16 protein-coding genes are annotated in these 14,576 nt (G+C 37.0%); 11 read left to right on the forward strand and 5 right to left on the reverse strand.

Going from position 1 to position 14,576, the window contains the following annotated elements:
• The first annotated feature begins 33 nt into the window (after positions 1–33).
• The 10 genes from EL17_RS09620 (at position 34) to EL17_RS09665 (ending at position 8,455) form a co-directional block, all read left to right on the forward strand.
• Positions 34–2,343 carry a putative monovalent cation/H+ antiporter subunit A gene (locus EL17_RS09620; protein WP_035073057.1) on the forward strand — a complete coding sequence of 770 codons (2,310 nt, stop codon included), beginning with the start codon at positions 34–36 and terminating at the stop codon, positions 2,341–2,343.
• An 18-nt stretch (positions 2,344–2,361) separates the two neighbouring features.
• Complete coding sequence (locus EL17_RS09625) at positions 2,362–2,772, forward strand: Na+/H+ antiporter subunit B (RefSeq protein WP_035073059.1); 411 nt, start codon at positions 2,362–2,364, stop codon at positions 2,770–2,772.
• 1 nt (position 2,773) lies between these two features.
• The gene (locus EL17_RS09630; protein ID WP_035073062.1) at positions 2,774–3,127 is read left to right on the forward strand and encodes a Na+/H+ antiporter subunit C; all 354 of its coding nucleotides are present in this window, start codon (positions 2,774–2,776) and stop codon (positions 3,125–3,127) included.
• On the forward strand, positions 3,124–4,650 hold the full coding sequence (locus EL17_RS09635; protein ID WP_035073065.1) for a proton-conducting transporter transmembrane domain-containing protein: 1,527 nt from the start codon (positions 3,124–3,126) through the stop codon (positions 4,648–4,650). Before EL17_RS09630 ends, EL17_RS09635 begins: the two co-directional genes overlap by 4 nt.
• Positions 4,647–5,126 carry a Na+/H+ antiporter subunit E gene (locus EL17_RS09640; protein ID WP_205623552.1) on the forward strand — a complete coding sequence of 160 codons (480 nt, stop codon included), beginning with the start codon at positions 4,647–4,649 and terminating at the stop codon, positions 5,124–5,126. The genes EL17_RS09635 and EL17_RS09640 overlap by 4 nt, the downstream gene beginning before the upstream one ends.
• Positions 5,123–5,398, forward strand: a complete 276-nt coding sequence (locus tag EL17_RS09645; protein WP_035073068.1) for a cation:proton antiporter — start codon at positions 5,123–5,125, stop codon at positions 5,396–5,398. The genes EL17_RS09640 and EL17_RS09645 overlap by 4 nt, the downstream gene beginning before the upstream one ends.
• The gene (gene mnhG / locus EL17_RS09650; protein WP_035073071.1) at positions 5,391–5,756 is read left to right on the forward strand and encodes a monovalent cation/H(+) antiporter subunit G; all 366 of its coding nucleotides are present in this window, start codon (positions 5,391–5,393) and stop codon (positions 5,754–5,756) included. Before EL17_RS09645 ends, mnhG begins: the two co-directional genes overlap by 8 nt.
• 88 nt (positions 5,757–5,844) lie before the next feature.
• Positions 5,845–6,978 carry a lactonase family protein gene (locus EL17_RS09655; protein WP_035073482.1) on the forward strand — a complete coding sequence of 378 codons (1,134 nt, stop codon included), beginning with the start codon at positions 5,845–5,847 and terminating at the stop codon, positions 6,976–6,978.
• 145 nt (positions 6,979–7,123) lie between these two features.
• The gene (gene asnA / locus EL17_RS09660; protein WP_051719910.1) at positions 7,124–8,158 is read left to right on the forward strand and encodes an aspartate--ammonia ligase; all 1,035 of its coding nucleotides are present in this window, start codon (positions 7,124–7,126) and stop codon (positions 8,156–8,158) included.
• 105 nt (positions 8,159–8,263) lie between these two features.
• The gene (locus EL17_RS09665; protein WP_019598506.1) at positions 8,264–8,455 is read left to right on the forward strand and encodes a cold-shock protein; all 192 of its coding nucleotides are present in this window, start codon (positions 8,264–8,266) and stop codon (positions 8,453–8,455) included.
• 57 nt (positions 8,456–8,512) lie between these two features.
• On the opposite strand, the gene EL17_RS09670 is transcribed toward EL17_RS09665, so the two are convergent.
• On the reverse strand, positions 8,513–9,616 hold the full coding sequence (locus tag EL17_RS09670) for an o-succinylbenzoate synthase (protein WP_035073076.1): 1,104 nt from the start codon (positions 9,614–9,616) through the stop codon (positions 8,513–8,515).
• Between the two features lie 285 nt (positions 9,617–9,901).
• Between EL17_RS09670 and EL17_RS09675 the strand changes: the two genes are divergently transcribed.
• Positions 9,902–11,122: an S-adenosylmethionine:tRNA ribosyltransferase-isomerase gene (locus EL17_RS09675; protein WP_035073079.1), complete on the forward strand. Its 1,221-nt coding sequence runs from the start codon at positions 9,902–9,904 to the stop codon at positions 11,120–11,122.
• A 1-nt stretch (position 11,123) separates the two neighbouring features.
• On the opposite strand, the gene EL17_RS09680 is transcribed toward EL17_RS09675, so the two are convergent.
• The 4 genes from EL17_RS09680 to EL17_RS09695 all read right to left on the reverse strand — a co-directional run bounded on the left by EL17_RS09680 (position 11,124) and on the right by EL17_RS09695 (position 14,557).
• The gene (locus EL17_RS09680) at positions 11,124–11,543 is read right to left on the reverse strand and encodes a LytR/AlgR family response regulator transcription factor (RefSeq protein WP_035073082.1); all 420 of its coding nucleotides are present in this window, start codon (positions 11,541–11,543) and stop codon (positions 11,124–11,126) included.
• Between the two features lie 338 nt (positions 11,544–11,881).
• Positions 11,882–12,640, reverse strand: a complete 759-nt coding sequence (locus tag EL17_RS09685) for a DUF6503 family protein (RefSeq protein ID WP_035073086.1) — start codon at positions 12,638–12,640, stop codon at positions 11,882–11,884.
• Positions 12,637–13,779 (reverse strand): glycosyltransferase 87 family protein, encoded by a 1,143-nt coding sequence (locus tag EL17_RS09690; protein WP_164675029.1) that lies wholly within the window; start codon positions 13,777–13,779, stop codon positions 12,637–12,639. Before EL17_RS09690 ends, EL17_RS09685 begins: the two co-directional genes overlap by 4 nt.
• 301 nt (positions 13,780–14,080) lie before the next feature.
• Complete coding sequence (locus tag EL17_RS09695) at positions 14,081–14,557, reverse strand: DUF6508 domain-containing protein (protein WP_035073092.1); 477 nt, start codon at positions 14,555–14,557, stop codon at positions 14,081–14,083.
• Positions 14,558–14,576 lie beyond the last annotated feature (19 nt).

The following is a 14,576-nucleotide window of genomic DNA, read 5'->3' on the forward strand; positions in this document are numbered from 1 at the left end:
TATTACCCTTCTTTACATATTAAAAATCGCTTTATGTTATTATCTGTACTTTCAGGATTTATTTTAGCGGCATCCCTTCCACTTATCGGAAAATACCTCAAAGAAAAATGGGCGATATTATTCTCCCTACTTCCTTTATCTTTGTTTATATATTTTTTGTCTTTTCAGCCGGACATTTCCGATGATAAAAATCTACTATTTTCTTATAATTGGGTACCAAGTATAGGGGTTGATTTTAACTTTCATCTAGATGGGCTGAGTCTTCTTTTTACGCTATTGATTACGGGTATAGGCTCATTGGTTTTTATATACACCGCTGCATATTTGAAAGGGCACCCATATCTGGATAGGTTCTATGGTTACCTGGCCATGTTTATGTCTTCTATGTTGGGATTAGTGTTATCTGACAATATCATTACACTATTTATTTTTTGGGAACTTACCAGTATCAGCTCTTTCTTTTTGATTGGGTTTAACAATGATAGTGAAGCGTCACGCAAATCATCTTTATTGGCATTGGGCGTCACTGGATTTGGGGGTTTGTTTCTTTTAGCAGGTATGGTGGTACTGGGATATGTAGGCGGCTCTTATAGCATCTTAGAATTGATGAATGCGACAGACCTTATTCAATCTCATCCACTATTTGTTTCGATATTGGTTTTAGTATTTATAGGAGCATTTACCAAATCTGCCCAATTTCCATTTCACTTCTGGCTTCCAGGAGCAATGAAAGCACCTACTCCTGTATCCACCTATCTTCATTCTGCTACGATGGTAAAAGCCGGCATCTATCTATTAGCCAGGTTTACTCCAGTCCTCGGAGCACACGAATACTGGAACAGTACCTTAATCATAGTAGGATGTATCACGATGGTTTATGCTGGCATTCATGCTATCTTTAGATTGGATTTAAAAGGGATTTTGGCTTATAGTACCATATCTGCACTGGGTATCCTGGTATTCCTGATTGGGTTGGGTACGGATGATGCACTTTTAGCTGCAGCAGTATTTATATTGGTACATGCTTTATATAAAGCCACTCTCTTCTTGGTAACGGGCATCATAGATCATGAGACCGGAACCAGAGATGTCAGTAAGCTGTCAGGTTTGAATAAGGTAATGCTGCCGGTAGGCATAGCTGCTGGTCTGGCAGCCCTATCCAATGCCGGCATACCTCCATCTTTTGGATTTGTAGGTAAAGATCTGATCTATGAAGCTACCCTGCATATAGGTGACTGGGCCTACCTGCTTACCGGTGCAGCAGTGATTACAAATATCTGTTTATTATTTGCAGGGTTTTTGGCAGGTTTTAAACCTTTTCTTGGAAAATTACCGGTGACCTATGAAAACGTTCATCTACCCAGTCCACTTCTATATGTTCCACCGCTAATATTGGCGAGTTTAGGCATCCTCTTTGGCATTTTACCTCTACTGGTAGATGATTCGTTGATCAAGCCAGTAGTAGCTGCTATGCTCAATACATCTTCTGATTTCTTTCACCTACAGTTATGGCATGGTTGGAGCACTGTGTTATTGCTCAGTAGCATTACCATAGGAGGAGGAGTGGGGCTTTATTTTATTTTAAATCCTTCCGAAGGGCTTTTGACCAAAGCGACACGGTTTGAACCTATATCACCGCTGAGTATAACCGGCAAGATTACCGGCTTATTTCACGGCATATCACAAGGTTATACCAGTGTGATTCAAAATGGGTATTTAAGATATTATGTGATCACCATACTCGTATTCTTGTCATTTCTGTTAGGCTATAAAATTTTCCAGGGAATAGATCTCTATCTAAATGTGGCAACACTTTCTGAAATCACCATCTATGAAGTTATAGTATTGGGCATTATGGCAGTATCTATAGTCTACACGGTGTTTACTAAATCCAGATTAGTAGCTGTAGCTTCCATGGGGGTGATTGGATATTGTATTTGCCTGGTGTTCTTATTTTATTCTGCCCCGGATCTTGCGATGACCCAATTTTCGATTGATACGCTTACGGTAATTTTATTCGTACTGGTGTTGTATAACCTGCCTAAGTATTTGAAACTTTCGGATACAGGTTCTCGGGTAAGGGACGGATTGCTTGCTTTGATTTTCGGGGGATTGATTAGCCTGTTGACACTAGAAGTTCTCAATGAACCATTAGAAAGAGAAATATCTGCTTATTATGCTGAAACCGCATATAAACTGGCTAAGGGTAAAAACGTGGTAAATGTCATCTTGGTAGATTTTAGAGGGTCTGATACCATGGTAGAAATTATAGTTCTCGCTATAGCAGCTATTGGTGTTTTCAGTCTGTTAAAACTGAGATTAAAAAGTATAGAAAAAGAATAGAAACCTGAATATAAAATCATGAAGACCATCATATTCAAGACAGCTTCCAGCTATCTTCTCCCACTTCTACTCCTATTTGCAATTTTTATACTCTTGAGAGGCCATTATTTACCCGGAGGTGGATTTGTGGGTGGGCTTATCGCCGCCATTGCCTTTGTCCTACATTCATTTGCCAATGGTATAGAACGAACCCGTGGAATAATTAAATTCCATCCTGGTTTTTTGATGCCAATAGGTTTATCCATAGCCTTATGTTCAGGTCTGGCTCCTTTACTCGTCGGCAGTCCTTTTATGACTGGTCTTTGGTATCATAATCCCATACCTGTTATAGGCATGATAGGAACAGCTTTAATATTTGACATAGGAGTTTTTCTGGTAGTGATAGGTGTTGTATTGACCATCATATTTACCATTTCTGAAACTATATAATATGGAATTATTACTTGTAGTAATCATAGGACTATTATATGCCGCAGGTATCTACATGATGCTGAGAAGAAGTCTTTTAAAACTGATTATAGGATTGATATTACTGGGAAACGGGGCCAATATGCTGATATTCCTTCTGGGGAGGATCGTAAAGGGTAAACCTCCTATCATCGACGCTTCTGAAAGTATCCTATCCGGTATATATGCCGACCCTGTTCCGCAAGCTTTAATATTGACAGCCATTGTAATCAGTTTTGGACTACAGTCATTTGCTATTATTCTGATTAAGCGCGCCTATAAGGTGGTCAAGACAGATGACCTTGATGAAATGAATGCAACAGACGAAGATTTATGAGCAACCCTTATATCATATTACCAGTAATTTTTCAGTTATTCACTGCAATACTGCTGATGTTCTTTTGGACCAAAAAGAACAGCCAAAAGCTTATCAGTATCATATGTAGTCTTATCACTTTGGGCATATCTATTTGGCTCATTACAATAGTTTTATTACAAGGTATCCACGTCACCCAAGCTGGTGGATGGGAGGCTCCATTCGGGATTACATTTGTAGCTGACCCTTTAAGTACGCTAATGATTTTGCTGACGTCTATTTCCGGACTGGCAGTTTCTATTTTTTCTACAGGAAGCGTCCGAAATGCCCGAATCAAATTTGGCTATTTCCCTATATTCCATTTCCTTCTTATGGGATTGAATGGAGCGTTTTTGGCAGGTGATATTTTCAACTTATATGTATGGTTTGAAATCATAATCATTTCTTCATTTGTACTGATCACACTCGGAGGGGAGAAGGCCCAACTTGAAGGGTCTATCAAATATGTAACCATGAACTTGCTGGCCTCTGTGGTATTCCTAACTGCCATCGCTATACTTTATGGTCTTACAGGCAGCCTTAATATGGCCGATCTGTCTATCAGGGTGGCCAACATAGAAAACAGAGGATTGGTAAATGTCACGGCTATACTCTTCTTTGTGGGTTTTGGAATCAAATCGGCAGTTTTTCCATTACATTTCTGGCTTCCTGCCTCTTATCACACGCCCCCTCCCGCCATATCCGCCATATTTGGTGGGCTACTGACTAAAGTAGGCGTATACGCCCTGCTTAGGGTGTTCACTTTGATTTTTATTCCAGATGATTTTATGACTGATGTCATCACCTGGGTGGCTATTATGACCATCCTTACCGGATGCTTGGGGGCTTTGGTTCAAAATAACATCAGAAAGATATTCAGTTACCTTATAGTGGGACACATAGGATATATGATAGCGGGACTGGGAATGTATACTGAGGCAGCACTGGTAGGAACTATATTTTATCTGATCCATGATATCATAGTGAAGACAAATTTATTTATGGTCACTGGAGTAATCTTTAAACTCAAAGGAACCTATAGTATGAGAAATCTGGGCGGTTTCTATAAAACCTACCCCAAACTATCCCTTTTGATGGCAGTTCCTATATTTTCATTGGTGGGTATACCTCCCCTATCAGGTTTTTGGGCCAAAGTATTTTGGATAGAATCCGGTTTTATCACAGAAAATTATCTATTGGTATTTGTTTTAGTGTTTGGAAGCTTTTTGACCTTGGTCACCATGGCTAAACTGTGGGCGGAAGTGGTATGGAAAGATGGTGATGCACTGCCTATGAAGATTAATGTAAAATATTTCTGGGAACTGAAACCCATCAAAAGAGTCGCCATGATAGTTCCAATTGTTTTACTAAGTATGGTATCTTTATATATAGGTTTTGGTGCAGAGCATATCATCAGCATCAGTAGATTGATAGGTAGTCAACTGATAGACACAACTCCCTATATAGAAGCAGTGCTGGGACCATTAAATGCTGAAGTAATATGATAAAGACCAAATTCCTGAGCAATTTATTATTATCTTTTATATGGGTAGCCCTTACAGGGACCTTTACATTAGAATACTTCATCTTTGGTTTTATGCTAAGCTATGCATTGATGTGGATCATTACCACCAACAGAAGAGAAGATCAATATTTTAAAAGGGGACCAAAGTTGGTGAGTTTTGTATTCTTTTTTTTATACGAACTCGTGAAAGCAAACATACAGGTGGCCTATGATGTGATCACTCCAAGATATTACATGAAACCTGGTATTATAAAAATTCCTTTACATGCACAGACTGATCTTGAAATCACCTTATTGGCTAATTTGATTACACTAACTCCAGGTACCCTTAGCCTTGATGTATCAGATGATAAAAAAGTGCTATATGTACATGCAATGTATGTTCGCGATAAGGATGAATTTATCCACAGCATAAAAAATGGATTTGAAAAGAGACTTCTAGAAATATTAAGATGAGCCTATACGACTATTTATATTATATCATTTTGCCTATATTGTCTGTGTCTATATTGATCATATTTGTGAGATTTATTAAAGGGCCTACCCTTTCGGACCGTGTAGTGGCCTTGGATCTTATCATTACCACCGGTATTGGTATCATAGCTGTATATAGCATCCATACCAATCAGCCTACCTTTTTGGATATAGCGATGATATTGGCATTGATAGCATTCTTGGGTACCGTAGCATTTTCCTATTATTTAGAAAAAAGAGAAAGAAATGACTGAAATCATCATAATCATACTCAGTTCCCTAGGAGCGCTTTTTATCCTTCTGGCTGCAATAGGTGTGGTCAGGATGCCTGACCTTTATTTAAGGATATCTGTAACGACAAAAGCAGCTACCCTGGGTATAGGTCTGATTCTTGCGGCAGCGGCTTATTATTTTAATGATTTGTCCATCACATCCAGAGTTATGGCCATTATTTTGTTCATGCTATTGACAGCACCTGTAGGGGCGCATATGTTGGGTAGAGCATCCTATTTCACTGGGGTGAAAATGTGGAAAAATTCAGAACATGATGATCTTAAAGGCAAATACCATCCAAAGACACACAAATTAGCCAGTGAAGACGAAAAAAAATAACACCATATCCACCCGTACTCACACATTCAGCTATCTAAGTAATTAACTTTCTTAATTTGGCATAAAATTAGACTAAACCATGACAGATATGATATATTTAAAATTTTGTTTAGGATTAATCTTAGCTTTTATGACCAATGCTGCCAGTTCACAACAAACAGATACAAAGACTTTTTTAGTAGGAACTTATACTGAAAAAGAATCACAGGGTGTGAATCTTGTTTCATTTAAACCGGATAAAGAACCCTTTGAAATCGCATCTGTGCATGGAAATATCAAAAACCCTTCTTATGTGATTGCAAATAAAGCAGGTACCTTTGCATTTGCCGTTCAGGAAAGTGAAGGTGCCAGAGGTGGTGAGGTGACCTCCTTCAGTATAGATAAAGAAGCTAATAAAATTTCCAAAATCAATTCTGTCAAATCCGAAGGAGATGGTCCCTGTTACCTCTCGTTGGATCCCAATGAAAAATTCCTCTTAGTTGGGAATTATGGTGGCGGCAATCTTTCCATAATACCCATAAATGCCGATGGAAAACTTATCTCTGCCATCCAGACAATAGCACATACCGGAAGCAGTGTAAACAAAGATAGGCAAGAAGGCCCCCATGTACATTCCGTAGTATTTCACCCTGCTAAGAACCAGCTTTTTGTAGCTGATTTAGGGATAGATCAAGTCAATATTTATGATTTTGATCCAAAGGAAAATGCACCTTTAATGCCTTCCACTATCCCAAATCTCAAAGTCAAACCTGGATCTGGTCCACGTCATCTCATATTCAATGAGAATGGAGACCATCTCTACCTCGTTCATGAAATGAAAGGTGAAGTTGGTTTTTACAAAATGGAGGATAATACTTATGAACATGTAGCTACCTATCCTATGGCCGATAATGATTTTAAAGGCGAACATGGAGGTGCAGAGATCAGGATAACCAAAGATTTTAAATACATATACGCTTCTAACAGAGGTGATGCCAATGAAATCACTGTCTTCCAAAGAGATGAACCAACCGGTACACTTAAGCCTTTACAGAGAATATCATCTGGAGGTAAAACACCAAGAAATTTTGTACTGACCCCAGATGAAGAATACCTGATCGCAGCCAACCAAGGATCGAATAACTTGGTTTTATTTAAAAGAGACCAAAGCTCAGGGAAACTAGAAAAGACAGACCAAGAAATAAATATCCATAAACCAGTATACCTTCATTTTATAGATTAAATCCTTTCTTTTTTTACGCGAAGCTTTTAGCTTCGCTTTTTTTTATTTTTAATTGTAAACCTTAATATTTTATGCTTTTTGTTGAAATATTGATTGTATATTATTATTTTTCTATTGAAAAATATCTTTTAATCAAAATTCAATAATGCATACTGCTCCTCACCTTACGTATAAAAGTATACTTGATCGATTAGAAACTGAAAGTGCTTTAGAATTCATTAAATACCACTTTCCAAAAATTTTGGGCAATAAACTTGATTTATCCAAAATAAGCTCTCCCTTAGCGATCATGGATGGCACGGGAATTAATGATGATCTGAATGGGATAGAACGACCTGTAAATTTTCCAATCAAAAACCAACAGGATAAAAAAGCTGTGGTAATACATTCCCTTGCCAAATGGAAAAGATGGCAACTTAAAGAACTGGATATCCCTGCCGGTAAGGGCATCATTACAGATATGAGAGCCCTGAGACCTGATGAAGACTACACCCCTATTCACTCACTATATGTGGACCAGTGGGATTGGGAAAAACACATATTGCCATCTCATAGAAATCTCACCTTTCTTAAAGATACGGTCACCCGGGTGTATGCAGCTTTGAAAGAAACTGAAATGATGATTCATGATACATTCAAAGCACTTCACCCTGTTCTTCCCGAAGCAATAACTTTTATACAAACAGAAGATCTATTGGCTCAATACCCTGACCTCACCCCAAAAGAAAGAGAACAAAAAGTGGCAGAGCGATATGGAGCCGTATTCTTAATAGGCATAGGAGCTAAACTAAGTAATGGCGAAGCTCACGATAGCAGAGCATCGGATTATGATGACTGGAGCTCATCCACTGAAGAGGGGTATTTTGGTATAAATGGCGATATACTACTATGGAATCCAGTATTGAACCAATCTTTTGAGATATCTTCTATGGGCGTCAGGGTGGATGCAGCTTCACTGGCTCACCAGATGAAAATATCCTATACTGAACAAAGAAAAAAATTATTTTTTCATAAAAATTTATTGGAAGGAAAGCTCCCCGAAAGTATTGGTGGTGGAATCGGCCAATCACGTGTTTGTATGTTTTTGTTGAAGAAAACCCACATTGGTGAAGTTCAGGCAGGTATTTGGCCAGAAGAAATTATACATTCCTGTAAGGATTTGGGTATCAATTTGATGTAGTACGAATATAATACTATAAGATCCAGAAAAATTTATTTTAATATCTTGCTATTATTAAATCTATTTTACTTACCTTTGGATAAATAAAAAATACAATACAATATTATGAACACAGGAAAAGTAAAATTTTTTAACGAATCTAAAGGATTCGGTTTTATCGTAGACGATGAGTCATCAAAAGAATATTTTGTACACATCTCCGGACTAGTAGACGAAATCAGAGAAGACGACGACGTAACTTTCGACCTTAAAGAAGGAAGAAAAGGACTAAACGCTGTAAATGTAAAGTTAGCTTAATAATACATTAACAAGTAAAAAATTAAAAGCTGCCTTGGTATTAACCAGGCAGCTTTTTTATTTAAAGTACCCTCCTATATCTTCCCAATACACTCCCTGATCATAATGGATGTTTCCTTTATGCACTCTCAAAGGGGAATCAATATTTTTCTCATATAATTGGCCTGTACCTAAACCCTGAGGCAATGAAGGTTTTAATCTGGAGGTTAGCTGATAAATAACATTTAAACCTATGTTGGATTCCAAAGCAGAAGTCATCCACCATGCTATGTTTTGCTTTTCAGCTATTGTTATCCAATCAAGCGTTTTCTTTATACCCCCCAAAAGAGTCGGCTTCAAGATAATATAAGACGGATTGATAAAATGGAGTAGACGGGCTTTTTCCTCGTAATCATTTATACCTATAAGCTCTTCGTCAAGGGCTATGGAGACTGGAGAACGGGCACATAAATCAGCCATCGCTTCCCAATTCCCTTGTTTGATGGGCTGCTCTATACTATGGATGTCATATTTGCTCAATGCTTCCAGTTTTTTCATTGCTTGGCTTACATTAAATGCACCATTGGCATCTACCCGAAGGGAAATTTCTTTACTTGAAAAATTTTTCCTGATATATCCCAGCAATTCACATTCAGTATTAAAATCAATTGCGCCTATTTTCATCTTAACACAGGTATATCCTTCCTGCAATTTTTTATCTATTTGGGAAAGCATAAATTTCCGATCTCCCATCCAAATGAGGCCATTAATGGGTATTACAGGAAGAGCAGACAAAGGTTGAGAATCAAAGATCTGCCTCTTTCCTCCATTAATAAGATCCAGTAAAGCCGTTTCAAAAGCAAATCTTATGCTTGGATGCTCATTTTGGATCACAGATTCTAAAAACAGCAGTAATTCATGCTCCTCCCCTGGAATCTCAATTTGTTCCAAAGTTGTTATATAATTTTCCAGAACTGTTTCAAAATCAGGAATATCATCTATACTTAACTTTGGCAGAGGCCCAGCTTCCCCAAAACCTGTTTTGGTTGGAAAAGCACTGGAATTGACCTTGATAATATAAGAGGTCTTTGCTTTTAAAATACCTCTGGAGGTTCCTGCATCAAATTTAAATGTTAAGTCCAGAGGAGAATAATCAAAGGTAGCGCGAAATGATGTGCTCATTTTTTTTTGTATCTTCAAAATAATATTTTCAGTCGGTGATAGAATATAATTTTATATGCCTTGCTAGATCACCATATAAGATGTGATGATAATTAACAATCCATGCTAAAGACAATGGTTCATCCGGAGGTACATAGGAAAACATAAATCATTATTTAAACCCCCCTTTATAAACTTTGAGTAATATATTGCCTGAAATGCTAAGCGTCCTAATATCCTTTCCTAAGGCCATTACTTTTTTTATGTTTATATTTGCCCCTTAAATTACTAAATTAAAACCTATCCATGCCGGAAGTATCTAAGATAAAATTATCCGACTATCAATATATCTTACCTGATGAAAGAGTGGCTAAATTTCCTTTAGCTAAAAGAGATGAATCCAAACTGCTTCATTTTGAGGACGGCAAGATCAGTCATGTAAGGTTTAAGGAGCTTCCGGATTTGATCCCATCAGACAGTTTGGTGGTGTTTAATAATACTAAGGTCATACCTGCGAGGATATTTTTCATTAAGCCCACAGGAGCCAAAATTGAAATTTTCCTTCTTAAACCAGTAGAACCCACCACAGAAATCAATGTGGTAATGCTGTCCAGAGGTCCGGTAATATGGGAAACGATGATAGGTAACTTAAAAAGATGGAAGGAAGGTGAAACCTTAAAAGGTGAACTTGTGCTTGATGGGAATGTAGTAAGTATAGAAGCTACATTAGTAAACAGGGATAGTAGACTGGTTTCCTTTACATGGAGTGGCAGTATGGCATTTTGCCATGTCATAGAGGCTTGTGGGGAAGTTCCATTGCCACCCTACTTAAATCGAGCGGCTGTAGCTGAGGACAAACCCAGGTACCAGACGGTATACTCAAAAAAACAAGGAGCAGTAGCTGCACCTACTGCTGGTCTGCACTTTACTCCACAAACCCTTACTGATATATCTGATAAAGGCATATTACTCGACTATCTTACTTTGCATGTAAGCGCAGGGACTTTTCAGCCTATCAAAGAAGAGTCGGTCGACCAACATCCCATGCACAGTGAGCAGGTAATCGCGACCCGGACCAATATCCAAAATATCCTCGAAGCAAAAAAAAATATCCTAGCTGTGGGGACTACTTCAATGAGATCATTGGAAAGCCTTTACTGGTATGGGGTCAAATTGATAGAAGGAGAGGACGATTTATTTTTTATTCCAAAACTATATCCATACAGAGAATATAAAAACCTACCGAATGTAAAGGAAAGTTTTAAAGCTATATTAGATCATATGAATGATAGAGACCTGGATGAAATTACCGGAAGTACAGAGATATTTATAATGCCTGGCTATGATTTCAAGGTCTGTAATGGATTGGTGACTAACTTCCACCAGCCTGGAAGCACCCTGATCTTATTGGTAGCTGCATTTACACAAGGTAACTGGCGAAAAATTTATGATGAGGCGATGTCAGGCAGTTATAGGTTTCTTAGTTATGGGGACAGCAGCCTCCTATGGTACAATAAGATTGCTTAACTTATTCATAACCACCTGAACCTAACTTATAGATTCCATTGATCAGTTTCTGATAATAAGTACGTCCTACTGGGACTTTCTCATCGACTATAGTCACTTCTTTTGGTGAAATGGTATTGATTTCATCCACCCTGACTATATATGATTTATGAATTCTAATAAAATCTTCCTCAGGAAGTACTGATTCAAATTCTTTTAAGATATTACGAAGCGAGTACACTTTATTTCGTGTCACCAGGGTGGTATAATTACCATCGCCTTTAAGCCATAATATATCTACAAATCTTACCCTAACCAAGCTTCCTTTATCTCTAACAAACAGAGCATCTTTAATCAGCAAGGATTCATTATGCTTATTTGAATGATGCTTATCAGGAGTTCCATTCCCTTCTCTCATATATCTTTTTAATAACTCCGTCATATTCTCTAATTTAGATGTAAATACGCATTAAAGGGAAGGAATGAATAAATCATTAATTGGCACATTTTAAATAAACTACAATATAACTTATCTTATACAAATAACGCAACCAAATGTAAATTAAAAAGGTTTTAAAGAATTACTTTAAACATAAAAAAATGGTATAAATACACGATATAAAGCCAAACAAAGGACTTATAGCATCTTTTCACCGGAAAAAATAAATTGGTTAACCCTATAGAATATTAAGCCCAGATAAAGACATATTTTCTTCCATTATAAGATAAACTGCCAAGGCGTTATCTTCATATTGGTATCATTTAAAAGAAATTAAATGCTTATTCCACTTTTAGATTGTCCATTGTAATCTCAGAAAGCAATACAAGCTCCCCCCTTACAAACATCCTTTCTAATTCATGAATAGGCGTATTACTTTTATTTGGTGTATAATTATTGTAATCCTGAAAACGGATACCGGACTCAATTCTTGGATTTTTACTTTCTCTAAATCTCACCCCTCCTCCATCTGTATTATAACTATAGGCTATATAATCCATATAATATTTATCTTCTCTAAACCAAAAATAAAATACGTCCTCATAATCCTCTCCTCCTCCTTTTTCCTCAAAAGTCACTTCTATAACCTGATAATCAACACCACCGATAGAAGAGCTGCCGACCATCTTTTTTTTGACTGCAGGATCATTTAGCCTATAAGGTAACAGAGCAAAATAAAACACAGAATTAACAGAGCTCTTAAAAGCATTTTCCCTTTCCTCAGTCAGGTCCACTGGATCTCCATTTACTGTCCTTATAAAACCATTATTTGTCAGTTTATCTATTATACTGTTCCCCAGGCTATCTTCAAATACGCGTTCATAAGCATATAACCCTCCATTATTTTTCATCCTATAATGATATTCCCTGAAATCAAACTCCAATTCCAAGTTTTCATAATTACGGCCTCCATGAGCTTGAATCGCATTGTCCACTATCCTCTGGGCCATCCGCTCTTCTCCACATGAGGAAATGAGAATAATCATACACACGTAAAAGAGATTTTTTACCTGCTTTGCAGGTGACATGGATTTTTTCATAATTTTAAGAAATCTTTTTTATCAGACAATAAATGAGGGGTAAATTCATATAGGATGATCACAGCAAGAATGCCGTACTGAATTATCAGCAGCATATAATTTTCTTGGTAAGGAACAGTACTGTAAGTATAATATGATAAATATATCAGGTAAGACCATATTAATGGAAATACCTTACCCCCTATTATTCCCAGTCCGATCAGTGGTATAATGTACCAAGGATGTACTACCATGCTGAACATCAAATATACCAAATAGGCTATTATTGACAGGGATATCAATTGTTGGAAATTACCCGAGTTTAACTTTGTAGCCATATAACAAATACCTATGCATACCATAACTGATAACCAAATACTTATACCTGCTATCATATTATATCCTTTAATAAAATAACCTACCTCTCTAATTATATAATATAATGAAGCATTAAATTCAAAAGTACCATAATAAAGCTGAATGCTACTGTGAAAATTACCAAATGACCCAGTTAAAATAATTGGTATAAATGTAACTATACAAATCAAAGCTAACCCTATTATAAACCTGAGTAAGTTTTTTTGGCTTAAGTATTTAAATAATAACGGCATAAGTATTAAAGGAGTCAGTTTAACAGAAATGGCTGCTCCTATCCAGCCACCGGCTTGATGATAGCGCCTATGAACTAATGTCCAAATACCCAATAACATAAAAGTAACCATCATGCCTTCGAAATGAAGGTTACCGCTCACTTCTATCAAAATCAGCGGATTCAGAACGTATAATAGGCTATGAATTGGATTTTTTTGAAAATAAGATAAGATACTGTATAGCAACCAAATGCCCCACATTTCAAATATGATCAAAATGGTCCTTAAGCTAATTATAAATTTCATTATATCTCCCCCAGCTACCCAGGCGGCAGTTCCAAACCAAAGCTGATTAGTCAAAGGGTATACACTATAGTATGTTTGTGAATTTAAATGCGCATAAAAAGGTTGTAGCATATTCGGAACCTTCCCATTCTGGATCAGTTCGGAAGGGGTATACTTATATGGGTTAATTTGGTGGACGATCAGCTGACCATCCCAAAAGAACCTATAATAATCATCCGAATGTACGGGGGGTCCAATGATAACAACCCGCGCCAACAGTCCCATAATCATCATATGTTTAATCGACAGCTCTGTCCTTAAGGCAGTAAAAAATAGTAGAATATATAAACAAAATAGAACAGAATATAATAGCAGCGAATGTGAAAATTCAACCCTGGGGATGGATACAAACACCGAAAGGAAAACTAAATAAGGAATAAAAAGTAAAATGATCTTCAATTTCATATAATGGGATAGAGCACCTGGATTAAATCTCTCAAAGATAAAACAATCAACTGAAGTTCACAGTATGTCGGTCGCTCACCCTATTCTTCTATTTAATATTTAAATAATATTAAAGACTGTATTATTCCGGAATAGGCTTAGCCTTTTCCCGCTTATCTATAGCCCGTGAAAGTGCCTGTAGCAATTTTAGCACTGTCCTGTTTTTGATTTTTCTATCAAAATACCCATCAGAAAAGTGGCTACCTGAAGTGGAAATAGCTATCATTTTACATAATGACATATAATCTAATTCATGGAAATCGCTGGGGTTTTCCAGCATATTTTCTAAATGGGAGGCATCCGGCCAAGAACTGTCAGTCACCAATCCTATAAATGCCAATTCTTTATATAGGTCCCATTTTAGATCATCTATGTTAAAAAAATGCATGCTCGCTTCTTCTGTACAGTCTAATTCCATTAACCTCTCGGACTTTTGAAAATGAGCTTCCATGATAGGGATATATCTAAATACGTTTTCGAATTCTTCTTTTTTTAATTCGTACCAGTGAAAGGATAAATCAATTTCTCCCATTTGGTGGCTGTCAAAATTTAAATACATTTTTCTATTTTATTTTATT

It is taken from the genome of Anditalea andensis (assembly GCF_000714815.1).
In the GTDB taxonomy this organism is placed as follows: domain Bacteria; phylum Bacteroidota; class Bacteroidia; order Cytophagales; family Cyclobacteriaceae; genus Anditalea; species Anditalea andensis.